The sequence below is a fragment of the Janthinobacterium sp. JC611 genome (genome assembly GCF_018682595.1).
Taxonomy (GTDB): Bacteria; Pseudomonadota; Gammaproteobacteria; order Burkholderiales; family Burkholderiaceae_D; genus Janthinobacterium.
The window spans coordinates 289,419-312,772 of sequence record NZ_JAFLJN010000003.1 but is presented as its reverse complement, the minus strand read 5'-3'; the positions used below and the strand labels follow the sequence as shown (position 1 = coordinate 312,772).

22 protein-coding genes are annotated in these 23,354 nt (G+C 66.1%); 11 read left to right on the top strand and 11 right to left on the bottom strand.

Going from position 1 to position 23,354, the window contains the following annotated elements; genetic code table 11:
* Entirely contained in the window at nucleotides 1–1,050 is a 1,050-nt protein-coding gene (locus J0O65_RS04340; RefSeq protein WP_215404467.1) for a universal stress protein, read from the bottom strand.
* Nucleotides 1,051–1,075: 25 nt separating this feature from the next.
* Here J0O65_RS04340 and J0O65_RS04335 point away from each other — a divergent pair, with 25 nt between their 5' ends.
* The 3 genes from J0O65_RS04335 to J0O65_RS04325 all read left to right on the top strand — a co-directional run bounded on the left by J0O65_RS04335 (nucleotide 1,076) and on the right by J0O65_RS04325 (nucleotide 4,964).
* On the top strand, nucleotides 1,076–1,462 hold the full coding sequence (locus J0O65_RS04335) for an efflux RND transporter periplasmic adaptor subunit (RefSeq protein WP_215404465.1): 387 nt from the start codon (nucleotides 1,076–1,078) through the stop codon (nucleotides 1,460–1,462).
* Between the two features lie 61 nt (nucleotides 1,463–1,523).
* Nucleotides 1,524–4,139, top strand: a complete 2,616-nt coding sequence (gene mgtA, locus J0O65_RS04330; RefSeq protein ID WP_215404463.1) for a magnesium-translocating P-type ATPase — start codon at nucleotides 1,524–1,526, stop codon at nucleotides 4,137–4,139.
* A 165-nt stretch (nucleotides 4,140–4,304) separates the two neighbouring features.
* Nucleotides 4,305–4,964: a BON domain-containing protein gene (locus J0O65_RS04325; RefSeq protein WP_215404461.1), complete on the top strand. Its 660-nt coding sequence runs from the start codon at nucleotides 4,305–4,307 to the stop codon at nucleotides 4,962–4,964.
* A gap of 303 nt (nucleotides 4,965–5,267) precedes the next feature.
* Here the strand turns inward: J0O65_RS04325 and J0O65_RS04320 are convergent, their stop codons facing one another.
* Both J0O65_RS04320 and J0O65_RS04315 read right to left on the bottom strand, forming a co-directional pair.
* Nucleotides 5,268–5,786 (bottom strand): flavodoxin family protein, encoded by a 519-nt coding sequence (locus J0O65_RS04320; protein ID WP_215404459.1) that lies wholly within the window; start codon nucleotides 5,784–5,786, stop codon nucleotides 5,268–5,270.
* A gap of 54 nt (nucleotides 5,787–5,840) precedes the next feature.
* The gene (locus tag J0O65_RS04315) at nucleotides 5,841–6,515 is read right to left on the bottom strand and encodes a nitroreductase family protein (protein WP_215404457.1); all 675 of its coding nucleotides are present in this window, start codon (nucleotides 6,513–6,515) and stop codon (nucleotides 5,841–5,843) included.
* Nucleotides 6,516–6,831: 316 nt separating this feature from the next.
* Here J0O65_RS04315 and J0O65_RS04310 point away from each other — a divergent pair, with 316 nt between their 5' ends.
* The 3 genes from J0O65_RS04310 (at nucleotide 6,832) to J0O65_RS04300 (ending at nucleotide 10,046) form a co-directional block, all read left to right on the top strand.
* Nucleotides 6,832–7,557, top strand: coding sequence for a lipid-binding SYLF domain-containing protein (locus tag J0O65_RS04310; RefSeq protein WP_215404455.1), 726 nt, complete (start codon nucleotides 6,832–6,834; stop codon nucleotides 7,555–7,557).
* A gap of 168 nt (nucleotides 7,558–7,725) precedes the next feature.
* Nucleotides 7,726–8,163, top strand: a complete 438-nt coding sequence (locus J0O65_RS04305; RefSeq protein ID WP_215404454.1) for a universal stress protein — start codon at nucleotides 7,726–7,728, stop codon at nucleotides 8,161–8,163.
* Between the two features lie 218 nt (nucleotides 8,164–8,381).
* Nucleotides 8,382–10,046, top strand: coding sequence for a bifunctional aminoglycoside phosphotransferase/ATP-binding protein (locus J0O65_RS04300; RefSeq protein WP_215404452.1), 1,665 nt, complete (start codon nucleotides 8,382–8,384; stop codon nucleotides 10,044–10,046).
* 192 nt (nucleotides 10,047–10,238) lie between these two features.
* On the opposite strand, the gene J0O65_RS04295 is transcribed toward J0O65_RS04300, so the two are convergent.
* Nucleotides 10,239–10,706, bottom strand: coding sequence for a pyridoxamine 5'-phosphate oxidase family protein (locus J0O65_RS04295; RefSeq protein WP_215404450.1), 468 nt, complete (start codon nucleotides 10,704–10,706; stop codon nucleotides 10,239–10,241).
* A 370-nt stretch (nucleotides 10,707–11,076) separates the two neighbouring features.
* Here J0O65_RS04295 and J0O65_RS04290 point away from each other — a divergent pair, with 370 nt between their 5' ends.
* The 3 genes from J0O65_RS04290 (at nucleotide 11,077) to J0O65_RS04280 (ending at nucleotide 13,098) form a co-directional block, all read left to right on the top strand.
* Nucleotides 11,077–11,523, top strand: coding sequence for an Hsp20/alpha crystallin family protein (locus tag J0O65_RS04290; RefSeq protein WP_215404448.1), 447 nt, complete (start codon nucleotides 11,077–11,079; stop codon nucleotides 11,521–11,523).
* Between the two features lie 98 nt (nucleotides 11,524–11,621).
* The gene (locus J0O65_RS04285; RefSeq protein ID WP_215404447.1) at nucleotides 11,622–12,062 is read left to right on the top strand and encodes an Hsp20/alpha crystallin family protein; all 441 of its coding nucleotides are present in this window, start codon (nucleotides 11,622–11,624) and stop codon (nucleotides 12,060–12,062) included.
* Between the two features lie 46 nt (nucleotides 12,063–12,108).
* Complete coding sequence (locus J0O65_RS04280; RefSeq protein ID WP_215404861.1) at nucleotides 12,109–13,098, top strand: zinc-dependent alcohol dehydrogenase family protein; 990 nt, start codon at nucleotides 12,109–12,111, stop codon at nucleotides 13,096–13,098.
* Between the two features lie 305 nt (nucleotides 13,099–13,403).
* Here J0O65_RS04280 and J0O65_RS04275 read toward each other — a convergent pair whose 3' ends face one another.
* From J0O65_RS04275 to J0O65_RS04265, 3 genes are read right to left on the bottom strand one after another with little or no spacing between them, the layout of a single operon-like run.
* The gene (locus J0O65_RS04275) at nucleotides 13,404–14,831 is read right to left on the bottom strand and encodes a bifunctional enoyl-CoA hydratase/phosphate acetyltransferase (RefSeq protein WP_215404446.1); all 1,428 of its coding nucleotides are present in this window, start codon (nucleotides 14,829–14,831) and stop codon (nucleotides 13,404–13,406) included.
* Entirely contained in the window at nucleotides 14,828–15,610 is a 783-nt protein-coding gene (fabI, locus tag J0O65_RS04270; protein ID WP_215404860.1) for an enoyl-ACP reductase FabI, read from the bottom strand. The genes J0O65_RS04275 and fabI overlap by 4 nt, the downstream gene beginning before the upstream one ends.
* A gap of 23 nt (nucleotides 15,611–15,633) precedes the next feature.
* Complete coding sequence (locus J0O65_RS04265; protein WP_215404445.1) at nucleotides 15,634–16,413, bottom strand: universal stress protein; 780 nt, start codon at nucleotides 16,411–16,413, stop codon at nucleotides 15,634–15,636.
* Between the two features lie 201 nt (nucleotides 16,414–16,614).
* Here J0O65_RS04265 and J0O65_RS04260 point away from each other — a divergent pair, with 201 nt between their 5' ends.
* The gene (locus J0O65_RS04260; RefSeq protein ID WP_251373419.1) at nucleotides 16,615–19,119 is read left to right on the top strand and encodes a cation-translocating P-type ATPase; all 2,505 of its coding nucleotides are present in this window, start codon (nucleotides 16,615–16,617) and stop codon (nucleotides 19,117–19,119) included.
* Nucleotides 19,120–19,135: 16 nt separating this feature from the next.
* Here the strand turns inward: J0O65_RS04260 and J0O65_RS04255 are convergent, their stop codons facing one another.
* The gene (locus tag J0O65_RS04255; RefSeq protein WP_215404443.1) at nucleotides 19,136–19,771 is read right to left on the bottom strand and encodes a PEP-CTERM sorting domain-containing protein; all 636 of its coding nucleotides are present in this window, start codon (nucleotides 19,769–19,771) and stop codon (nucleotides 19,136–19,138) included.
* Between the two features lie 58 nt (nucleotides 19,772–19,829).
* Entirely contained in the window at nucleotides 19,830–21,182 is a 1,353-nt protein-coding gene (locus J0O65_RS04250) for a dockerin type I domain-containing protein (RefSeq protein ID WP_215404442.1), read from the bottom strand.
* Here J0O65_RS04250 and J0O65_RS04245 point away from each other — a divergent pair.
* Nucleotides 21,181–21,372, top strand: coding sequence for a hypothetical protein (locus J0O65_RS04245; RefSeq protein ID WP_215404441.1), 192 nt, complete (start codon nucleotides 21,181–21,183; stop codon nucleotides 21,370–21,372). The two genes, J0O65_RS04250 and J0O65_RS04245, sit on opposite strands and share 2 nt — an antisense overlap.
* Nucleotides 21,373–21,510: 138 nt before the next feature.
* Here the strand turns inward: J0O65_RS04245 and J0O65_RS04240 are convergent, their stop codons facing one another.
* On the bottom strand, nucleotides 21,511–22,674 hold the full coding sequence (locus J0O65_RS04240; protein WP_215404439.1) for an MFS transporter: 1,164 nt from the start codon (nucleotides 22,672–22,674) through the stop codon (nucleotides 21,511–21,513).
* A gap of 91 nt (nucleotides 22,675–22,765) precedes the next feature.
* Nucleotides 22,766–23,347 carry a violacein biosynthesis enzyme VioE gene (gene vioE / locus J0O65_RS04235; protein ID WP_215404437.1) on the bottom strand — a complete coding sequence of 194 codons (582 nt, stop codon included), beginning with the start codon at nucleotides 23,345–23,347 and terminating at the stop codon, nucleotides 22,766–22,768.
* Between the last annotated feature and the right edge of the window lie 7 nt (nucleotides 23,348–23,354).

Genomic DNA, 23,354 nt, shown 5'->3' with positions numbered 1-23,354 from the left:
TCAGTGTGACAGCAGCACGGGGAGCTTCGCTTGACTGAGCAAATGGCGCGTCGTGCCGCCCAGTATCCATTCCTGGAAGCGGCTGTGCCCGTATGCCCCCGCGACGATCAGGTCGGCGCCGCTGTCCCGGGCGTGCCGGCACAGGGCCATACCGTACTCCTCGGCGGTGACGCTGCTGTGCACTTCCACCCGCATGCCGTGGCGCGCCAGATAGGTGGCCAGATCGGCCCCGGGTTCATCGCCGTGCTGCCCAAATCGCTGGCGTGGATTGAATACGGCGATCTGTACGCGTTGTGCTCGCAGCAACATGGGCATGGCGCCCGCCACGGCGCGACTGGCTGCCGCGCTCGCGTTCCAGCCGATGACGATGTTGCGGCCGGGCGATGTCGCGGTAGCGCCGTCGTCGGGGATGACCAGCAGGGGGCGCGGGCAGTGCAGCGCCAGATAGCCGGGCAGGCGTGTCGACCAGACGAGGCCTGGATCGCTCATGTCGCTTTGGCCGGCAATGAGCAGGTCGCAATACAGGGACTGCAGTATTAATGCGTCGGCGGCGCTGCTGTCCTGAAAACGGGTTTCATAGGAGAGCACGCCAAGGCGGCTGCAACTGCTGTCGAAGCGGAGCAGCTGCTCCCTGGCCGCCTCGCGCAGCGGTTCATAGTCGAGCGGCGGCGGCGGCGCCAATGTTGCCGCGCCAAATACGATGTAGTCGAGTTGGGCGCCCCCGCTGGCCGTCGTGCCGATCAGGTGGGCGTCGTAGTCTCGCGCAAGCGCTGCCGCCACTTCCAGGCGCCGTTCGAAACCGGAAAACTGGTCCGCATACATGAGAATGGTCTTGTACATGCTCCGCTCCGCATTGGCAGGCAAGGGGATTTGAGGCCGATTTGCCGTTTCATGGATGGCAGGCGAATCCCGTACGCCCAGGGAAATTTTCATTATGGCCGGCGTGCCGATATGGGGGATGATCTGGATCAGATGTCGTCTGGGCGCGGCTTGATCTGCGTCATGCGGCATGGTGATGCCGCGATATAGGATGACAGAGCGCTGCTTCATTCATCCGTAGGAGGCCTTCTGGCTTATGCATGCCATCCCGACAGGCACGATCGGCAGTCCGTCTGAAGCGGGGCCGGGCAGTGCCATCCATGGCTGGCGGCAGCGGGCATGGCTGCTGGCCGCCATCGGCGTGCAGGCGTTACTGTTGCTCGTCGGCGGCTATGCCTGGCGCCATGCCACAGGACCGCTGCCGCACTATGCGACCGTCACGGCCGGGCGCGGCAGCGTCGCGCCGGCGGTCGTGTCCAGCGGCACCGTCAATCCCGTCACCACGATACAGGTCGGCACCTTCGGCACCTATGTGTCGGGCGTCATCCAATCCGTCCTGTGCGATTTCAATACCCGGCTGAGGGCCGGTCAGTTGTGCGCCCGCATCGATCCGCGCCCTTTGGGCGGGGCGCCTTCCCCTTGAGCGGCGCGTTGGTCGCGCGGCGCGCCGGCGCGGGTGCGTCGGCGGAACGATGGAGAGGGCCATGTCGACACGCAGGTGGCAGGCGAAACGGCAACACCGGCAGGCGGAAACGGCGCAGCTGCTCGCCTTGAGCAAGCTCGATGCCGACGCATGCTGCGCGGCGCTCGGTTCCACGCCGGCGGGGCTGGACTGGGATAGCGCACGGGCGCTGCTGCGGCGCTATGGCCCGAATGCCGTCAGCCGGGAAGAGCCGCCCGGCATGGCGCGCCAATTGCGGCAGCACGCGCGTCATCCCCTGAATGCCTTGCTGCTGGGCCTTGCGGCCGCGGCCTACGTGCTGGGCGATGGGCGGGCGGCGCTGCTGATTGTCCTGATGACCTTGCTGGCGATCGGCATGTCTTTCCTGCAGGAACATCGATCGAGTGCCGCCGCGGCGCGCCTGCGCTCGATGGTCACGAACAGCGCCAGCGTGCGCCGCCGTGGCGCGGCCGGTGACAGTGCCTGCACGGACGTGCCGATGGCAACCCTGGTGCCCGGCGATATCGTCACCCTGACGGCGGGCGACATGGTTCCTGGCGACTTGCGCCTGCTGGAAGCGAAGGATCTGTTCATCAACCAGGCGGCGCTGACGGGGGAATCCATGCCCGCCGAGAAGTTTGCCGGTCCCAGCACCCTGGCCGCCGATTCGCCGTTCGACCTGCCGAATATGTGTTTCATGGGCGAGAACGTGCTGAGCGGCTATGCCACGGGCCTGATCGTGCGCACGGGCGGTATGACTTTTTTTGGCGAACTGGCGGACCAGGCGGCCGGCAGCCGGCCCGCCACGGCTTTTGATGTGGGCGTGCGGCAATTCACCTGGCTGATGATACGTTGCATCGCCGTCATGGTGCCCCTGGTCTTGCTGATCAACGGCTTGAGCAAGCATGACTGGCTGGAAGCGCTGATGTTCGCGCTGGCCGTCGGCGTCGGGCTGACGCCGGAAATGCTGCCGATGCTCGTCACGGTCAACCTGGCCAAGGGGGCGCTGGCCATGTCGCGCACGCAGGTCATCGTCAAGCGCCTTGATGCGATTCAAAATCTGGGTGCGATGGATATCTTGTGTACCGACAAGACGGGCACCTTGACGCAGGACCGCATCCTGCTCAAGCGCCACCTGGACTTGCACGGCAAGGAATCCGAACGCGTGCTGCGTTATGCGTGGATGAACAGCCATTTTCAGTCGGGCTTGAAGAATCTGCTCGACGTGGCCGTGTTAAAACATGTCGAACTACATGGCTTGCTGGGCGTGGATGCGGGCTATGCCAAGGTCGATGAAATCCCCTTCGATTTTTCCCGGCGGCGTCTGTCCGTGGTGGTGGCCACGCCGGAAGGGCGCCACCTGATGGTCTGCAAGGGAGCGGTCGAAGAAATCATGGCCGTCTGCAGCGGCTACGAGGCGGACGGCGAGCGTGGCGTGCTCGATGCGACGCATATTGCCGCCGCCAAGGAGCAGACGCGGGCATTGAATGACGATGGTTTTCGCGTCGTCGCCATCGCCTACAAGGACGTTGCCGAGAATAAAGATGCTTATCGCGTCGCCGACGAGGCGGGCCTGACCCTGGCCGGCTATATCGCCTTCCTCGATCCCCCCAAGGAGAGCGCCGCCGCCGCGCTCAAGGCGCTGGCGGACAGTGGCGTGGCCGTGAAAATCCTCACCGGCGATAACGACGTCATCACCCGCAAGGTGTGTCGCGAGGTCGGCCTGGACGCGGGCGAGGTGGTGCTGGGCAGCCGCATCGACAGCCTGGACGACGTGGCGCTGGCCGATCTGGCGCAGCGCACGCGCGTCTTTGCCAAGCTGGCGCCGGCGCAGAAGGCGCGCGTGGTGCGTTTGCTGCGCAGCAAGGGGCACGTGGTCGGCTTTCTCGGCGACGGCATCAATGACAGTCCGGCGCTGCAAGCCGCCGACGTGGGCCTGTCGGTCGACAGCGCCGTCGATATTGCCAAGGAGGCGGCCGATATCATTCTGCTGGAAAAGAACCTGCTGGTACTGCGCAGCGGCGTACTGGAGGGGCGCAGGGTCTTTGTCAATATCACCAAATACATCCGCATGGGTTCCAGCTCGAATGTCGGCAACATGCTCAGCGTGCTGGGGGCGAGCCTGTTCCTGCCATTTTTGCCGCTGGCGCCGATCCAGGTGCTGACGAATAACCTGCTATATGATTTCTCGCAAACGGCGATCCCGACGGACAACGTGGACGCGGCCGACATCGCGCTGCCGCGGCAATGGGACATCCAGGGCATCTTCCGCTTCATGATGTTGCTGGGACCGGTCAGTTCGCTGTTCGATTACGCCACTTTTGCCATGATGCTATGGGTATTCGATGCGTGGCAGGACGCGGCGCTCTTCCAGACAGGCTGGTTTGTCGAGTCGCTGCTGAGCCAAACCCTGATCATCCATATCATCCGTACGGCGGGACCGCCCTTCGTGCACAGCCGGGCCAGCGCCACCCTGACGGCAACCGGCGCCATCGTCTGCCTGGCCGGCATCTGGCTGCCGTACTCGTCGCTGGGGGGCATCCTGGGCTTGCGTCCCTTGCCATCTGCATACTGGCTCCTGCTGCCGCTGTTGCTGTGTGCATATGGTGTGCTGGCGTATGCGGCAAAACGCTATGTCGAGCGGCGCTGGGGTCGGTAAGGCGGAAGATTTCAGCTGGTACGGCTTGTGGCGACGTAGTCGTGAGCCTGCATGCACGATTGATGCGGATCAAGGGTGGCAGTCGAGCGGCTCCTATGCTGGTGGGAGCGCCACGCGGTCTGGCCTGACGGCGGGGCCAACATCAACGGAATAACGGAGGTGCATATGTTGAGCGATAGTGAGCTACGGAAGAACGTGGAACATGAACTGGACTGGGCGGCTGATGTGACCGCCAGCGATATCGCCGTGGCGGTCAAGGATGGCGTGGTCACGCTGTCGGGTTTCGCGCACAGCTTCGGCGACAAGATGCGGGCCGAGCGCTGCGTCAAGGGCGTGGCCGGGGTGGCCGGCGTGGCCAACGATATCGAGGTGAGGCTGGCGGGCCAGGCCCGGCCCGATCCTGAAATCGCGCGCGATGCCGTGGCGGCCCTCAAGGCACAGTTGCCCAGCTCGTCCGAAGCGATCAAGGTGGTGGTGCAGGATGGCGTGCTGCGGCTGGAAGGACCGGTGGCGTGGAATTACCAGCGCCAGCGGGCCGAGGAGGCGGTGCACAACGTGCGCGGCGTGCGCAGCGTCGTCAACCAGATCAGCTTGCGGCCCAGCGCCTCGGCCGGTGAAGTACGGCAAAAGATCATTTCGGCCTTTCAGCGCAGCGCCACCGTTGACGCGGCGCGCCTGACCGTCGAGGCACACGGCCCGCGCGTGGTGCTGAGCGGCACGGTGCGTTCGTGGACGGAGCGTGAAGATGCCGAAAAAGCGGCCTGGAATGCGCCTGGCGTGACGGAAGTGGAAAACCACGTCAAGATCAATCCGACGCTGACATAGCCATGGCCGTCGGCGTAGTGCCGCTGGCCTAGTGCGGCAGGGCGCAGCTCGGGGCATGACCGTGTGCCCTTGGCTCTTTCTTGCGCCGTTCCATGCGAGTGCTGCGGCACGGCGTGAGAATGTGCGCTCTCGTCCCGGTATGCGCTCTCGGGATTGGCCCTGCCCGCAGTCATCTCGTGCTGGCTTGCTGCCTTTGGCGACGACTACCTACTCTCTATCTCTACTTCTTAGTACTTAAACTTAGGTGAGGTCGCCTGGATCGTGGCGGCCTGCAACGTCTGGCTGCCTGCTGAACGGTATCTCCTAGACGGGCGATAGCCGGGTGGCGAATTCGGGCGTGCCTTGTCCCAGGCGACCCAGTTCCGCAGCCAGTGCCGTCAATTGTTCGAGATGGTGGCCAGATCGCACTTCGTGTTCACGCAAGCACAGCCTGGCAATCGGTTCCCGATGGCACAGCGCGGCCATTTCGTCGAGCGCATCTTCGCCACCCCGTGCTCCCATGGTGCAAAACAGGCCAACCCGGTGGAAGTGCTGCCGCTGCTGCTCAATATAGTTGCGCATGGGCGCGCTCATATGGCCCGCCCAGACTGGCGTGCCGAGCACGATGAACGGATAGTCGGAGGGATGCCGTTGCGTGGCAGCGATGGGAGCGGGAATGCGACGCACGGCATCCCATACGGCGCGCAGGAAGCCGCCGGCGTTGCGGTAGGAGCGCAGCGGCTGCAGCGCTTCGATATCGGCGCCGCATGCCGCGGCCAGCGCATGGGCGGCCTGGTCGGTCACGCCGGTGCGCGAATAGTAGACGATCAGACAGCTTTTCACGGTGCATTCCTCCATGGACAGATGGTGGCGAGGTGGTGGTGGGGCGGGGCCGCGTCAGCTGGCGCTACCGTTCGGCTGCCCGTCAGTCGTGGCTGCGGCCTGCATTGCTTGGCCGGGAAAACCCACCGTCTGCGCCAGCATGATGCGCTGGGTGTCCCGCAACCCAAGGACGTGCGCCAGCACCGGGCGGTCCACCCAGGCGCGGGCCACGGTGGCGAGGCCCTGCGCGGCGCAGAACAGGTAGACGTTCTGGCTGATGAAGCCGGTGTCGAGCGCGGCATAGAATTTCTGCTCCCAGCGGGGAGCGTGATCCATCCTGGCCAGATCGGCGACATACACCAGGTTGACGGGCGCGCCGGCGACGAAGTCCTGCCAGCCGGTGGCGGCGCGCACATCGCGCTGTCCCAGCTGGCGCAGTGCGCCGGCGGCAGGTTCGAACAGGAACAGCCCGTCGTCCTGGGCCACGTAGATATCGATCTCCTGCCAGTTCTTCGCCGATGGCGCGGTGCGCTGTCCCGTCTCCTGGCGGTTCACGCCGCAGGCGGCCCACAGCAGCTGCGCCAGCACCGGCGCCGGTACCGGGCGCGACGAGAAAAGACGCTCGCTGCGCCGTTGCTCCAGCAGCTGGCACAGCGACTGGCTCAGCGGTGTCAGTGCGCTTTGTCCACTCTCGAGTGGCAGGTTGTGCAGTAGCGGATCGCTGGTCAGCAGGCTCGTTTCCGGACTCATGGCATGCTCCTTCAGATAAGGCTGGTTCAGGGTCGTGACAGCTAGCAGGAGGCGGCTGCCTCCGGATGTGGGTTCGACCTGCGGACGGGGGAAAGAGTTCGCGCTGTTTTGCCATGGCGCGGCGGCGCTGAATGGCGCCTGCCTGGACACTTGGCAGACTGAGCATTTACCGTATTGTTTCGCGTCAACTCTCCTTCATATTTTTTTCCACGCCTTTGTCGCACATCAAAGTGCCCAGCGCGCGCCGTCCTAGTATGATGCTTCCGCGCCGGTCATGTACGGCGCATCACGACAGGCTGCAAGCACAGGAGGACGTATGCATATCCAGCACCATATCAAGGCATGGCTTTTTGCCGGATTCTTAGGCGCACTCGCCGGTGGCGCCACGGCGCAGTCCGGCGATGGCGCGGCTGCCAGGAATGAGGCGGGCGCCGAGACGGCGCAGACGGCGGCGCAACGGGTGACGGAAGCGCTGGCGGTAGTGCGCCAGCTCGACGCGGAACCGCGCATGAAGCAACTGCTGCAGCAGGCAAAAGGCGTGCTGATCGTTCCTTCCTACGGGCGGGCCGCATTGGGTATCGGCGCGCATGGCGGCGCGGGACTCTTGCTGTTGAAGCGCGCCGATGGCGGCTGGAGCGGCCCCGCCTTCTACAATCTGGGCGGCCTGACGGTCGGCCTGCAGGCCGGTATCGAAGGGGGGCCGATGGCGCTGGTGCTCAACAACGACAAGGCGGTACAGGAATTCATGAAGAAGAATAACTTCTCGCTGAGCGCCGATGCGGGCCTGACGGTGGTCAACTGGAGCAAGCTGGCCCAGAGCACGGCGGGCAACGGCGATGTGGTGGCCTGGAGCGCCTCCAAGGGCTTGTTTGGCGACGTACTGACGGTGGGTGTGAACGATATCCGTTTCAATCAGCGCATGACCAACGCCTATTATGGCCGTGCGCTGTGGCCGCAGGATATCGCCGCCGGCACCGTGAGCAATCCGCAGGCCCAGCCGTTGCAGCAAGCCTTGGGCAGCGCATCCACTGTTGCCAGATAGGGCCAGCCTCGTTGCCGGCGCCATGCCAGATATCCTCTGGCGCCAGAGCCGTGTTTGCTGCCTGTTCCAGCTCTGCCATATTGGCAGGTGGCCGGGCAGCAAGGCATCGTGGTAGCGAGCTGGTTGATGTTAATGCTAAGTAATTTAGTACCCTGCAGGGAGTACGCCATGTTTCAACACATCTTGTTTCCCACGGATGGGGAAGCCCCGTCCCGCGCGGCGCTGGCGCAGTGCGTGGCGTTTGCGAAAGATTGCGGTGCACGCTTGACGGCCGTACACGTCGTGGCGCCGTTCCACGTGCTCAGCACCAGCGCGGAAATGCTGCGCGATACGCCTGAAACCTATGCGGCGCATAGCCAGGCGCGTGCCAGGGCTTGCCTGGAACAAGTGGCCGAGGCGGCTCGCGCGCAAGGCGTCGTGTATGAGACGCTGGTCATGGAACACGACGATCCCCATGAGGCGATTATCGAGGCTGCGCACAGCCGCCACTGCGACCTGATCGCCATGGCGTCGCATGGACGGCGTGGGATGCGGGGTATGCTGATGGGCAGCGAGACACAGAAAGTGCTGACACACAGCAAGTTGCCAGTGCTCGTATATCGCTGACAGGTAGCCCTGCGGCGTGTGCCATCGCACCGATTGCGTCAGCTGGATGGGCGCAGGCGGCCTGGTCCGCAACCATGGGGAAGCAAGCGATGCTGTCTTGCGTCAGCGCGTCGGTTCTCATGCTTCCCCCTGCAGAGGCCGTAGCCGGTTTGCTGGTGCGGTCTCGCTTCCACCGGTCACGCCCGGGGACAGGAAGGACTTTTGCAAGGCAGGCCGAATTGAATTTCTCGCTCGATGGACGTCCTGTATCGCCAGGCATGCAGGACCGCGTGGCCATGCAACAGGCTCGGCTATTGCACCTTCTGGCGCGTCGCTTGGGGAGCGATGGTGCGCGAACGCAACTGATCGAGACCGATATCTCCTGGATACTGCTGACGGGGGATCTGGCCTACAAATTCAAGAAGGCCATACGGCGCGACGTGCTTGATTATGGCAGCCTGGCGGCACGGCGCGTTGCCTGCGAAGAAGAGTTGCGCCTGAATCGGCGCCTTGCGCCGGAACTGTATCTGGGCCTGGCGAGCGTCAACGGCAGTTGCTCGCGTCCCGTCATCGACGGGCCGGGAACGGTGCTGGAGGTGGCGGTGCGCATGCGTCGCTTCGCGCAGACCGCATTGTGGCAGGCGCGGCTTGACGCCGGACAGCTTGGAACGGCCGAGGTCAGGGGCCTTGCGGTGCTGCTGGCGGATTTTCATGCTGGCGCCCCGCGTACCGCGCGGGCGCAGCCTTGGGGGAGCGCCAGGCTGGTGGTTGCCCGCACGCAGGAAGACTGCGATGGCGTTGCTACCCTGTTGAGTAGCCGGCGCCAGCGCACCCTGCTGGCCGCGATAGCCGGCTGGCTCAGGGAGCAACACCGGCGCCTGGCGCGGGTGTTTGCGAGACGCAAGGCGGAAGGCCGGGTGCGCGAATGTCATGGTGATTTGCATTGTGGCAACATCCTGACGCTGGATGGACGGGTTCGCGTTTTCGACGGCATCGAATTCAATGCGGGCTTGCGCTGGATCGATGTGGCGCAGGATTTGGCGTTCATCTGGATGGATCTGCAATGCCAGGGGCAGGGCGTCCTTGCCGCGCGCCTGTTGAATGACTATCTGGAACGCAGCGGCGACTACGATTGCCTGGCCGTGCTGCCTTATTATCGGGTGCAGCGGGCGCTGGTCCGCTGCAAGGTTGCCTTGCTGCGTGCCGTGTCCGGCAAGCCTGGACGCATCGCGGCGCTGGCCCGGGCGTCACGCTACCTGGCGTTCGCGCATGCGTGTGCCGCGCCTGGCGCGCCATCGCTGATCATTGCCCACGGCCTGTCCGGCAGCGGCAAGTCATGGCTGTGCGATAGGCTGGTCGAACCGCTGGAGGCAGTGCGCCTGCGCTCGGATGTCGAGCGCAAGCGGCTGCATGCCGGCGCGCTGACATCGCGCCATCCGTCCCTGCCGGGCGCAGGCATGTATGATCGCGCCAGCAATACCGCTACCTATCGTCAGCTGGCGCGGTTCGCGCGCACGGGCCTGGTGGCCGGGTTCCCGATGCTGGTCGATGCCGCGTTCCTGGAACGCGAGCGGCGCCAGGCCTTTCGCCGCCTGGCGCGGCGCTGCCGGGCGGCGTTCCTGCTGCTGCAGGTGAGTGCGCCGCTGGCCGTGCTGCAAGCGCGTCTGGCCGCGCGGGCACAGGCTGGCGGCGACCCTTCCGATGCGGACCAGGCCGTGTTGGCCTATCAGATGATGCATGCCGGCGCGCAAGGTTTGTCGGCGGACGAGCTGGACGAGGCCGTGGCTGTCGTCAACGATGCGCGCTGTGATGGCGAGGTCGTGGCGGCGCTGGCGTCGCGCGTGCGCGAACGCCTGCGGCGCCAGGCGCGGGCCTTGCCAGGCGGGCAGGGCACGGTACTGTGATCGGACAGGCCAGCGTCTGTCCAGTGAGAAATGCCGCCACCGGCATGCGAAGGTGGCCGGTGGAGGCCGCTTTTTGCCGGGATCGGGCTTGTTGGCTTGTTGGCTTGTTGGCCAGGCGGGGCATGAGCGCCGCGCCGCGCGCCTTTGCCGCCGCCAGTCCGCACAAGGGGCTTGCCCGTCAGCGCACTTCCGTCACGCTACTTCATACAGGGCGGTATGGCCGAAGCCTTGCTTATAGTCGAGCACGGAGATCACGCTGGGCGTGATGCGCAGGAAGACGGCGCCAGCCCATGGCAGGGCGTCTGTTCCCTGCATCATGTCCTTAATGCGGGGGAAACGCCGCAAGATGCACTCGGACGCATGCTGCGTTTCTTGCCGGTCATCGATGATGCGCGCCGTGGCCGCCATGGACAGGCCCTGGATATGCTGCCAGTCCGCGTACGGCTTGGTGATGGCCAGCGAGACTTTATTGTTGCCCTGGATGTTGCAGGCCTTCTGGCTACCCAGGCCCACGCCGACATACAGCGTCAGCCCATCGTGGGCATAGCTGACCGTGGTCGCCTGCGGATAACCGTCCGGGCGTATGGTGGCCAAGGTCAGGTCGGGTACCTCGTCGAGCAGGTGCAGCACGAACTGTCGGGTGTGGTGGTCCAGCAGCATGATGGCGCTCCTTGATAGGTGAGTAGGCGAACAGGGACGAGCCGTGTGTTTCAGCTTACGCTGGTTGCGGCGGTCCTGTATGAACGCACCTTGATCGAGATCATGCCCGGTGCAGTTAATACCCTGAGGGCGTGTCGTCGACCACAACAGGAAGGGGATTTTTTCCACTGGCTGTTTGAGTAATAGCAAGACGGCTTGTTTGATGCATGTCAGGGAGATACTGTGGCGGCGATATAAGCTTGAAGGGTCGCCTGTCGGCACACCTTCGGGTTTATGTATATAGGCACGTGTACATGCTTATACATGTACATGCGTGACCGCGTAGAACCACAGTCCGCCCTGCAGGCACATCACATTCAAGGAGATTGCCATGGCCAACACTTTAATGCCCTTTAATCCATTACGTGACATTGCCCGTTTCGATCCGTTTCGTGAAATCGATGATTTTTTCCAGGACTACGCGGCGTTCCCCAGGCTGCGCATGGCCGATACCGCCCCACGCATCCGGGTCGATATGTCGGAGACCGACCAGGCGTATATGCTCAAGGCCGAAGTGCCCGGCGTCCAGAAGGAAGATATCAAGGTGGCCATCGATGGCAACCAGGTGTCCATTACCGCCGAGGTGAAGAAGGAGGAGCGCCAGGAAAACGGCAATATGGTGCGCAGCGAACGGTATTACGGCCAGCAGTATCGCAGCTTCAGCTTGCCGCAGGAAGTCGACGAGAGCAAGGCCGAGGCCAAATGCCACGATGGCATTCTGGAGCTGACCTTGCCGAAAAAACCTGGCGGCGGTGGCAGGACGCTGCAAATCCAGTAGTGCCCCAATGCGTAGTGCCCGTATCCCGCGCCGGTGGATGCATGCGCGGCTGGCTACATGGGGCGGTTACATGCGGTGGCTTTTTACAGGAGAGCAACATGGCTGCGATTTTGCAACAGAGTGCTCCTTTGGCTGGGCATCCTTTGGCCGGGCGTTTTCCCTCCGTGGCGCGCTTGGAACAGCGTTTTCGGTTATGGCGTTTGCGGCATGCACTGCACACCCTGCGTGGGCGGCGGCGTTTCCGGCTGGACGTCTCGGAAGATGACGACGCTTACCTGGTACAGGCGGAACTGCCCGGTTGTGACAAGGATGCCTTGCGGGTGGAAATTGATGGCAATGCCGTGCTGATCTTTGCAGAGGCGCCCCGTCAGGAGCAGGGCGGGAAGGAAGGACGGCAATCGGAGGGGCAATACCGCTACTTCACGCTGGAACATGCCCTCGATGACAGCGCGGCGGCGGCCCGGTATCGCCACGGTGTCCTGGAGCTGCGCTTGCCGAAAAAGAAATCCGGCCGGGGCCGGTATGTGCCGGTAAGTTGACCGTATTTGCGTGGCGGCGGGGATGGCCATGACGCAGGCAGGCAGCATGCTGGCGATGCAATGGCAGGGGCCAGGCCAGGCATTGCGGCAGGTGCGTTTGCCCATTCCCGTCTGCGGCGCGGAGGAGGTGCTGCTGCGCGTGCTGGCCTGTGGCGTGTGCCGCACGGACTTGCACATCGTCGATGCGGAGTTGCCGCCGCATCGCCTGCCTGTGGTGCCGGGCCATGAAATCGTCGGCGAGCTGGTCCAGGCAGGCGCCCATGTCGAGCGCTTCAAGGTGGGCCAGCGCGTGGGCGTGCCATGGCTGGGCGGCACTTGCGGGCATTGCCCGTATTGCAGCGCGGCGCGCGAAAACCTGTGCGACCAACCGGTGTTCACCGGCTATGACCGTGATGGAGGCTATGCGCAGTATGCGCTTGCCGATGCACGGTATTGCCTGGCCATTCCCGACCGCTATGACGCCGCGCATGCGGCGCCGTTGCTGTGCGCCGGCTTGATCGGCTACCGCGCGTACGTCATGGCCGGCGCCGGGCGGCGCCTTGGTCTGTACGGCTTCGGCGCCGCGGCCCATTTGCTTGCCCAGGTGGCGCTGGCGCACGGACGCGAAGTGTATGCGTTTACCCGACCGGGCGACCTGCGTACGCAACGCTTCGCGCTGTCGCTGGGCGTTGCCTGGGCTGGCGACAGCGACACCGACGCGCCCGTACCGCTCGATGCGGCCATCATCTTTGCGCCGCACGGCGCGCTCGTGCCGGCCGCGCTGGCGGCCTGCGCCAAGGGCGGTACTGTCGTCTGCGCCGGCATCCACATGTCGGACATTCCCGCGTTTCCCTATGCGCTGCTGTGGCAGGAGCGCTGCCTGCGCTCGGTGGCTAACCTGACGCGCGCCGACGGCGCAGCGTTCCTCGCCGTGGCCGCCCGCTTGCCCCTGCGGACGGTGGTGACGACATTTCCGCTGCTCGAGGCAAACCGGGCCCTGGCGGCCTTGCGCGACGGCGCCATCGATGGCGCGGCCGTGCTGATGCCGGTATTATGAAAATTATAAATTCGACACCGTTTTTGCGCACGACAACAATGCGGTTTCCGGCGGCCGATACGCTTGCCGCGGCAAGCAGTGGACATGGTGACGGCGTTTGCCGCGGCGGCAGGCGTGTGGCCTGATCGACAGGGCCGTCATCATCCGCCACGCCATCGGGCGGGCGCAGCGAAAGTGCGCGATCCTGGCATCGACGGCGTGCCGTGCTGGCGCGGGAGGACAGGCGCGGCAGGCTGGTCCGATGCGGCAGGACAGTCCGACCCTGCCGACGTGAGCGCAGGCCAGCGTGCGGGAGCAATGCCGCTTCAGGCGGCCGTCGGGCGCTGGCCGCGCTGATGGTGGGCCAGCACCAGCGCCAGGGCCGCCGCCGCGATCCGCGCCTCCTTGCTGTCGCTGCCATGATTCAGGGCGATGGGGATCGCCGCACCCGTCACCAGTCCGCAGCCGCACGCGCCAGCCAGGCATTCGAGCTGTCCCGCCAGCATGCTGCCTGACTCCATGTCGGGTGCGATCAGGATATCGGCCTGGCCGGCCACCGGCTGCGGCAGGCCATGGCGCCGTGCCGCGGCGGGCGCGATGGCGCTGGCCAGCGTCAGCGGACCGTCGAGCAGCGCGCCGTGAATTTGCTGGCGCTGCGCCATCTTGCACAGCGCCGCCGCATCGATGGTCGAGGCAAGCCTTGGCGTGACGGCGTCCTGCGCGGCAAGGATGGCCAGCCTGGGTTCTTCCATACCCAGCGCATGCGCCAGTTCGATGGTGTTGCGGATGATGGCGGCCTTGTCCTCGAGGCCGGGCCGCAAGTTCAGCACGGCATCGGACAGCAGCAGCGGCCTGTCGCACACCGGGGTGTCGAGGTGCAGAATATGCGACAGCAGGCGGCCCGTGCGCAGGGCGGCGGTGCCGGCGACCGCTTGCAGCAGCTCGTCCAGTGGCAAGCTGCCTTGCATCAGCAGTGCGACCTCGCCGGCGGCGGCCATGGCGCAGGCCCGTTCGGCCGCGGCGCTGCTATGCGCCACATCCACGATCTCGAGGCCGTCCAGCGTGCGCCCGCAGGTGGCGGCCACGGCAGCCAGGCGTGCCGCCGGCGCCACCAGTACCGGGATGATCAGGCCGCGCGCGGCGGCGTCGAGCGCACCTTCGAGTGCCATGCCGTCGCACGGGTGGACGACCGCGCAGCGCAAGGGCGCCAGGCCGGCCGCGTGCGCCAGCAGGGCGGCAAAGCGCGCCGCGCTGTCGAACAGGTACAGTTGCGGCAGATGCGTGCGCGCGAGGCTGACGCGCGTCGACGGGGCGATCACGCTGGCGACGCCATCGAGCACCAGGGCGCCCGTCTGGTTGCGTATGTCGCACTGCAGTTCGACGCGCCGCTTGTCGTCCTCTTTCGACAGCACGCAGGCCTGCACGCGCAAGGTGTCGCCGATGCGCACCGGCCGCAGGAATCGCAGGGTTTGTCCCAGGTAAATGGTGCCGGGACCCGGCAGGCGCGTGCCCAGCAAGCGCGAAATGAGCGCCGCGCCCCACATGCCGTGCGCGATCACGCCATGGAAGCGCGTCGTTTCGGCGTAGGCGGGATCGAGGTGGGCCGGGTTGACGTCGCCGGAAATGGCGGCGAACGCCGCGATGTCGTCACGGCCCAGGGTGCGGTACTGCTCGGCCGTCTGGCCCACCCGCAGGTCCTCGTACGGGACGTTGACGAGGACGTCCGGCAGGTCGGCGGGCGGCGCATCGCTCATGTGCCGCCCGCGATGGCATGGTAGCCGCCGTCGACGTAAATGGTCTGTCCGCTCATGCCCGAGGCGCCGTCGCCGGCCAGGAAGGCGGCCAGCTGGCCGATTTCCGCCAGCGTGACGAGGCGCCGCAGCGGGGCGTCGCGGCGGTTGCGTTCCATCAGCGCGTCGAAATCCTTGAGGCCGGATGCGGCGCGGGTCGGCAAGGGACCGGGCGACAGCGCATGCACGCGGATGTTGCGTGGCCCCAGCTCGCAGGCCAGGTAGCGCACCAGCGATTCAAGCGCCGCCTTCACGGGGCCCATGATGCCGTATTGGGGCATGGCTTCATCCGCGCCCAGGTAGCTCATGGTCAGCAGGCTGCCGCCATCGGGCATGTGCGCCTCGCATAGCCGGGCCAGCCGCGCGAACGAATGACAGGAAATATCCATGGCGCGCAGGAATCCGTCCACGCTGCTGTCGGTGACGCGGCCGTGCAGGTCGGCCAGGGGCGCCCAGGCGATCGAGTGGATGACGAAATCGAGTCCGCCCAGTTGCGCCACCGCGCCGTGCACCAGCCTTTCCAGCGCGCCTTTCTGCTGCACGTCGCAGGTGAGCAGGGGAATATTCAGGCTCGTGGCGGCAGGCGTGGCGTAGGGCAGGGCGCGCTCATCGGCGCAGGACAGCACCAGCCTGGCGCCCAGTGCCTGCGTACAGCAAGCGCAGCCATACGCGATGCTGTGCGCGTTGGCCAGGCCGAGGATCAGGCCGCGTTTGCCCAGCAGTGAAAATGGCGTGCCGGGCATGCTGCTCATGGCGTGCGCGCCGCCTAGTGCGACATCAGGACCGGCAAGGTCATCGAGCGCAGCAGGGTGCGCGTGACGCCGCCCAGCAGGATTTCGTTCCAGCGCGCATGGCCATAGGCGCCCATGACGAACAGGTCGGCCTGCAGGTTCGCCGCCAGGGACAGCAGCGCCTCGCCCACCGGCAGGTCGGGCGGCGTGGTTTGCCGCAGGACTTCCACCTGGATGCCGTGGCGCGCCAGGTACAGGGCGATGTCGGCGCCTGGCTGGGCGCCATGCACGCCATATTCGCGCTCCGGGTTGAAGACGGCAACGGTGACGAGTTTGCTGGCGCGCAGCAGCGGCAGCGCGTCGCCGATGGCGCGCGTGGCGGCGCGGCTGCCGTCCCAGGCCACCAGCGCATGCCGGTCCAGGTGGGCGCAGCTGCCGATGTGCGGCATGATCAGGACGGGCCGGCCCGCATGCAGCGCCACTTGCTCGGGCAGATGCGCCGGCTGCGCCGCGCCGTTGTCCGGTCCGCCCTGGCTGAGCACGACCAGATCGGCATGGCGCGCCTGCAGCGTCAGGTTCGCCACCGCCTCCTGCTCGCCCAGGCGGGTTTCATAGGACACGTCGAAGGTGCGCGCTTGCGCCTCGAAGCGTTCCAGCGCTTCCTGCAGCGGGCGCCTGGCGTCGGGCAGGGCCGCTGGCGCGGCCGCGGCGCCGACCAGGTGGGCCTGCTGGTGCTGCGCGACCAATGCGGCCAGCGCGATGCGCTCGCGGCACTGCGGGGTGCCGTCCACGTGAACAACGATGGTCTTGTACATGGCACGCTCCTTTCGGATGACTGACTGCCAGCGTAGCAAAGCGCCGTCACCCTGAGTGTGATCTACATCATGTGCGCGGCGATCGGCGGCAAAAAGCATGGGGCGGCGGACCTTGCGCCGAGCCCGTTGCAGCGGCAAGCATGCGGGCCTTGCGCCTGCCGTATGCCCCGATGTATTCTTGCCCGACACAGGAGGATGAGCATGCCGCAGCAGCGCCCGCATTCCGGCGGATGGACGGCCGCCGAGGCGGCGGCCCGCCTCGCCGCCGATGGACCGAACGAACTGCCCGCCGCGCGCCCGCTGGCGCGCTGGCGCCTGCTGGCCGATATTCTGCGCGAACCGATGTTCTTGCTGCTGCTGGCGTGCGGCGCCATCTATATGCTGCTGGGCGACCGCCAGGAAGCCCTCATGCTGCTGGGATTCGTGGTGCTCGTCATCGGCATCAGCTATGTCCAGCGGCAGCGCACCGAACGCTCGCTGTCCGCCTTGCGCGACCTGTCCAGTCCCCGCGCCCTGGTGATCCGCGACGGCCGTCAGGCGCGCATCGCCGGGCGCGAGCTGGTGCGCGGCGACCTGGTGCTGCTGGCCGAAGGCGACCGGGTGCCGGCCGACGTCGCCCTGTTGACGGCGTCGAACCTGATGGCCGACGAATCGATGCTGACGGGCGAGTCGGTGCCGGTCATGAAGTTGCCGCCGTGCTGCGTGTATGCGGGTACCCTGATCACGCAGGGCACGGCCAGCGGCAGCGTGACGGCGACGGGCGCGCACAGCGCGCTGGGGCGCATCGGCGCCTCGCTGGCGGCGCTGGGCGGGGAACTGACGCCGATCCAGCAGGAAACGCGGCGCGTCGTGCGCGGCGTGGCCATCGGCGCGCTGGTACTGGCGGCCGGGCTCGGTATCGCCTACTGGGGGCTGCACGGCGACGCCCTGCGCGGCTTGCTGGTTGGGCTGACCCTGGCCATGGCGCTGCTGCCGGAAGAGCTGCCGGTGATCCTGACGCTGTTCCTGGGACTGGGCGCCTGGCGCCTGGGGCGCGAACAGGTGCTGGCGCGCAGCATCCCGGCCATCGAACTGCTGGGGGCGACGACGGTGTTGTGCGTCGATAAGACAGGCACCCTGACCAGCAACCGCATGCAGCTGCGCCGCCTGTGGTCGGAAGAAGCGGCCTACGCATGCGGCCAGGCGCCGGAGCCGCCGCTGCCGGAAGAACTGCACGGCTTGCTCGAATACGCGGTGCTGGCCAGTCACCGGCAAGCGTTCGATCCCATGGAAGCGGCCATCGGCGCGGCCGGCGCGCGCCTGCTGGCGAACACGGAACACCTGCATGCGGACTGGGCGCTGATCGACGATTACCCGCTGTCGCGCCAGATGCTGGCCATGTCGCGCGTGTGGCGTTCGGCCAGTCGGCAAGACTATGTGATCGCCGCCAAGGGCGCGCCGGAAGCCATCATGGACCTGTGCCACCTGGCGCCCGCGCATGGCGCGCGCATCGCGGCGCAGGTGGCGGCCCTGGCCGACAGCGGCATGCGCGTGATCGGCGTCGCCTGCGCCAACTTCGCCGCGCCGCCGCTGCCGTCCGACCAGCACGACTTTGCTTTTGCTTTTCTCGGCCTGCTGGCGCTGGAAGACCCCGTGCGCGCCGAGGTGCCGGCGGCCGTCGCGCAGTGCCGTGACGCCGGCATGCGCGTGGTGATGATCACGGGCGACCATCCCGCCACGGCCCTGTCGATCGCGCGCCAGGCGGGCATCGCCACGGACGGCGCGCCGCTCACGGGCGACGAGCTCGATGGCATGGATGACGCCGCGCTGCAGGCCCGCCTGGCCGGGGCGGACGTCTGCTGCCGCATCGCGCCTGCGCAAAAGCTGCGCCTGGTGCAAGCCCTGCGGGCGCGCGGCGACATCGTCGCCATGACGGGCGACGGCGTCAACGATGCGCCCGCGCTCAAGGCCGCGCATATCGGCGTGGCCATGGGCGCGCGCGGCACGGACGTGGCGCGCGAGGCGGCCGCGCTGGTCTTGCTCAAGGATGATTTTTCCTCGCTGCTGACGGCCGTTCGCCATGGCCGCCGCCTGTTCGCCAACCTGCGCAAGGCCATCGTCTTCATCGTCGCCGTACACGTGCCGATCGCCGGCCTGTCGATCCTGCCTGTGCTGCTGGGCTGGCCGCTGCTGCTGTTGCCGGTGCACATTTTGTTTCTGCAACTGATCATCGATCCCACCTGCTCCATCGTCTTCGAGGCCGAACCGATGGAGGCGGACGCCATGCGCCAGCCGCCGAGAAAGCCGGGACAGCGCCTGTTCGACGGCGCCATCGTGCTGCGCGGCTTGCTGCAGGGCGCCGGCCTGCTGGCCATGCTGCTGGCCCTGTTCTGGCATGCGCGGCTAGCGGGCCAGTCCGACGAGGCGGCACGCGCCGCCGTGTTCATCGCCCTGACCCTCTCCAACCTGGCCCTGATCCATGCCAACCGGCGCGCGGCGGGCAGGCGCGGAGAGCCGCCGGGCGGCAGGAACCCGTACGTGGGCTGGAGCGCCGCCGCGGCCGTGTCGCTGTTGCTGGTGGTGCTGGGCGTGCCAGGGCTGCGGCAGCTGTTTGCCTTTGCCATCCCCGCCGCAGGGCCGTTGCTGCTGTGCGGCCTGGTGGCGGTGGCGACCCTGGCGTGGTGCGCCTTGCTGCGGCGAGCCCGCTGGCCCGCTGGCGCCCGCTGACGCGCGGCGCGCACGCTCAGGCGCGCCCGGGCAGCCGGCCGGGCTTGCGCCGTTGCCAGGCCAGCGCCGCCATCCCCAGGCCCAGCAACGACAGCGTGCCCGGTTCGTCGACCTGCAGTATCAGGATCGGTATCTGTTCGAGCGTCGCCGGAATCACGTTGCCGGCAGCATTAGCGAGCAGGATGTCGTCGGCGAACAGGATGGTATTGGCCGGCGCGGGCTTGGGAGGCACCAGGACATGGAAGGCGAGTGTGGCGAGCCGGAAACTATCACCTTGCAGCTGGTCCAGTCTCAGGGCGTCGAGCAGCGACACTTCGTCCAGGTGCAGCAGGCCGGGCGTGCTGGCGTCGGCGAACGCCAGGGCCTGGGCGCCGCCAGCCGTCTGGCCCAGCGCCGTGCCCCAGCCCGATGGCGCGCCGGGCAAAAAGGACAGCAGCAGCGGATCGTAATACAGGTCCAGGTGGAAGGCGCCCAGTTCCGTGCTCAGGCCGCCCGATTGCAGGCCGGCGATGTTCAGGTCGACCAGCAGCAGGCCGCCCGGCGCGATCTGGTAGCCGCCGCGCGGCACCAGGGACATTTGCAGGGCCTGGGCCAGTGGCGCCCAGCTCAGGCACGCCAGCCAGAACATGGCTAAAAAACATAGCTTCTTCATGATGAGTCTCCCGCGTATCGAGGAAGCCGGCCGCATACGGCCGGCGTGAAAGTACTGCCTAATTGCACAAGGGGTGGCTGCAGCCGGCCACCAGCTTGCGCACGTCGAGCGCCGTGATCCGGCCGTCACGGTCGAAGTCGCGCGGGTCGTTCGGGCCCGATGCCAGGGTGTTCAGGCCCAGCAGCAAAATGCTCACGTCGGCGCGGTCGACCGCGCCGTCGTTGTTCAGGTCGCCCGGTGCGGCGCTGACGCTGGTGTAGGTGACGCTCAGCTCCGAATAATCGACCATGGTGCCGTCCGCCAGCAGCACGTCCACGCGCTGGTCGCTGACCAGCATGGGCAGGAGGTTGACCACCTGGTCAGGTTGCCCGGTCACGATAGGGGAGGCAACATTGCGCAGCGGCGTCTTCGCCAGGTTCCAGATCAGGTCGTAGGTGGCGCCCGCTTGTGGCGGAAAGCCCAGCAGGTCATGCAAGGCAATCACCCTGGTGGATAGCCCCTCGTTGGTGATCGTGCTCTGGTTAAACAGGAGGACGTCGTTGTCGACGACGTCGCCCGTCATCCTGATATGCAATTTGACGCTGGCCGAGGTAATGGTGGCGCCTTCCGGCACGCTGACGTCATGTGTCAAACCCACCGACTGGTTTACTGCGGGCTGGTCCAGGTCGATGGCGGGTGTCGGCAGGAGCTTGTCTTGCAGGTCGAGCACGTGCTGCGACTTGGGCGCCGTGTCGGCCGGGTCGTCGGGATGGAAGTCATCCTTGTCGCCGATCAGGCTGATCTGGCCCGGCGCGCGCGGCACCAGCACTTCCGTCGGGCGGAAGATATTGTAACTGTCGAAAAACACCCAGTGATAGATTCCGTTATCGGTCGCGCGGATGTCGATCTGGTTGTCGCCGATCCGCAATGCCTGCGTCATGTCGACCGCCAATGCTTCCGGTTGGCCATTGGGCATGATATGGTCGGCCAGGCGGTAGCTGGCGACCGTGATGCCGTTGACGATCAGGGTCATTTCGTCGTCCGCCGCCATCAGCGCGACGATTTGCGGTTTCACGCCATTTTCCGCCTCCAGGCGGAACTGGTGGCGGAAATACGCGGTGCTTGGCGGGCTGCTGGCCGTGGGGGTGCCAGGGCCGGGCCAGTACCACATCAGGTCGGCGTGTATCCCGAATTCATTCAGGAAGGGATTCGGCATCGTGACCGGATTGGGATAGGGCGCATAGGCGGGGATCCAGCCGTTGACGCCATTCGGACTGGCCTGCCAGCCGTTGCCGCTCAGAAGCTCGGTGCGGGGCCCTGCGGCGTCGGCGGTGTGCGCCGCCATCAGCAGGCTGGCGGCGGCCAGCGCCGTGGCGCCGCCGCGGCAGCCGCGCGCGCATGCCATGGCGATTCTTCGTACGAAATTGTTCATGATGTCCTCTCCTGAAGTGCTGCGAGTGAAGGGCAAGGCGGATTCGCAGGCAGGTCATGCCCGCAGCACGAGCAAGAGCAAGAACAAGGCCATCATGCGCAAGTTCTTGATTCATAACGAACATGATTGTGGGAAAGTGGCTGCTGCAGTGACGGCTGTCAAATCCTTCGACAGACCAGGTAGGTACTGATACGCTGAGGGTGTTTTTGAGGGCATCCGTTACTGCATGGTTTGAAATGCACTGAAAAATCAGGCTGGCCAGCACGCCGTCGATACAGTCCGTACCGCCAATGGCATCGAACACCGCCTGGCACCGCCCCGCCAGCCGCTAATGCGACAGCACCGAATCGCGCGGCCTGTACCCGAGGTAAGGCAGCAAGCTGAGGAGGCCGAGCACGGCCAGCGCGACACCGACCCACAGCGGGGAGCGCAGGCCGTAGCCGGCGGCGATGCCGAGGCCACCTAACCATGATCCGGCGCCCAGGCCGATGTTGATGACGGAAGTGTGCACCGTGTTGACCAGCGGCCCTGGGTGGGCGGTCTTCATCACGCGGGCGATGATGGCGGGATTCATCGACATCCCGACCAGGCCTGTGACGACCAGCAAGGCGACGCTGATGGTCTTGTCGTGCGCGAAGACGGCGAACAGCGCCAGGCTGATACTCAGGATGACCATGCCCCAGACCATGATGAGGGTGGTATAGCGGTCCGCATAGCGGCCGACCACGGCATTGCCCACCACGTTGGCGACGCCGTAGACGCCCAGCAGCCAGGGGATAGCGGAGGCGGGAAAGCCGGTAATTTCCGTCAGGATGGCTGCGAAGTAGCTGAACGCCGCGAATATCGCTCCGATGATGAGGCCGCTACTGGCGTACGCCGCCCACAGGTGGCGGTTGCGGAATTCCCCCAGTTCATTGCCGAGGCTGACGACTTCGGATGGCTTGGCGCGCGGCACCAGCACGGCGATGAGCGCCAGGCACAATAGCGCCAGCACCACCACCAGCCAGAAGCTGGCGCGCCATCCCAGGTGCTGGTCGATGAGCGTGGCGACCGGCACGCCCACCACGGAAGCGAGCATGAGGCCGCCGATCACGACGGCGGCGGCGCGTCCGCGCGCGTTGGGCGCGACGATGTCGGCGCAGATCGCCAGGGACAGGCCAAAGCAGGTGGCGGCGGCCACGCCCGTGACCACCCGCGCGATGGCCAGGATGTCATAGCTGGTGGCGGATGCGGCGACGGATTGGGCCAGGACGTAAAAGCACAGCAGCCACAGCAGTCCCTTCTTGTTCGGCACGCGCAGCTTGAGCAGGACGATGGTGCTCAGCGGACCGCCGATGACCATGCCCATCGCGTAGAGCGAGATCAGATAGCCGATCCGTGTCACCGGTTCGTCCATGGCCAGGGCCAGCGACGGCATCATGCCCGCCACCATGAATTCGGATGTCGTCAACGAAAAGATCGTCAACCCCAGAATGTAAACAACCAAGGGCATAGCAATATCCTTTGAAAGTGATCACTAAAGCACCCGTCATGCGTGGCGCGCGCCCCGGCCGCATGCGGCCCTTGCGCGCGCCACGCTCCGGTCAGGTGTTGCAAGACGTAAAGACGCTGTCCGGAATGGCGCCGACAAACAGGTTGGGGAAGTCGCGTACCGACAGGTGCTGCGGGTCGTTGCCCGTGATCATGCGCAGCAGGCGGTTGCCGCCGGCCTCCAGGTAAAAGACCGATGACGGCTTGCCCTCCCGCTCGACCACCCAGGCGTCCGCCTCCCGGCCCAGCACGCTGTGGCAGCCAGCGTGACGGGCGCCGCCGTCCGGCAGCACCGCTTGCGGCAGGAACAGCTCATGGAACGGGATTACCTCATCGGCCAGCGCCGTGTCCTGCAGCTGCGCGCCGGCGGCTTGCGCTTGCCTTGCGTAGGCCACCTTCTGCTTGTGGCTTTGTTCACGCCTGGCGTCGCCGATTTCCGACATCCACAGCAAGTGTCCATGTTCCTTTTCCGTCCAGGGGTTGAACAGGCCATCGATGCGGCAGATGTTGCGCGCATAGTCGAACCAGCAATAGCCGGACGTGACCTGGTCATCCTCCTGCATCGGCGTCCAGTAGGAAATATAGGCGCTGCTCCATTGCATCGGCAGCAGCGGCGGGGAGACGTGTGTCGGCATGGCAGCT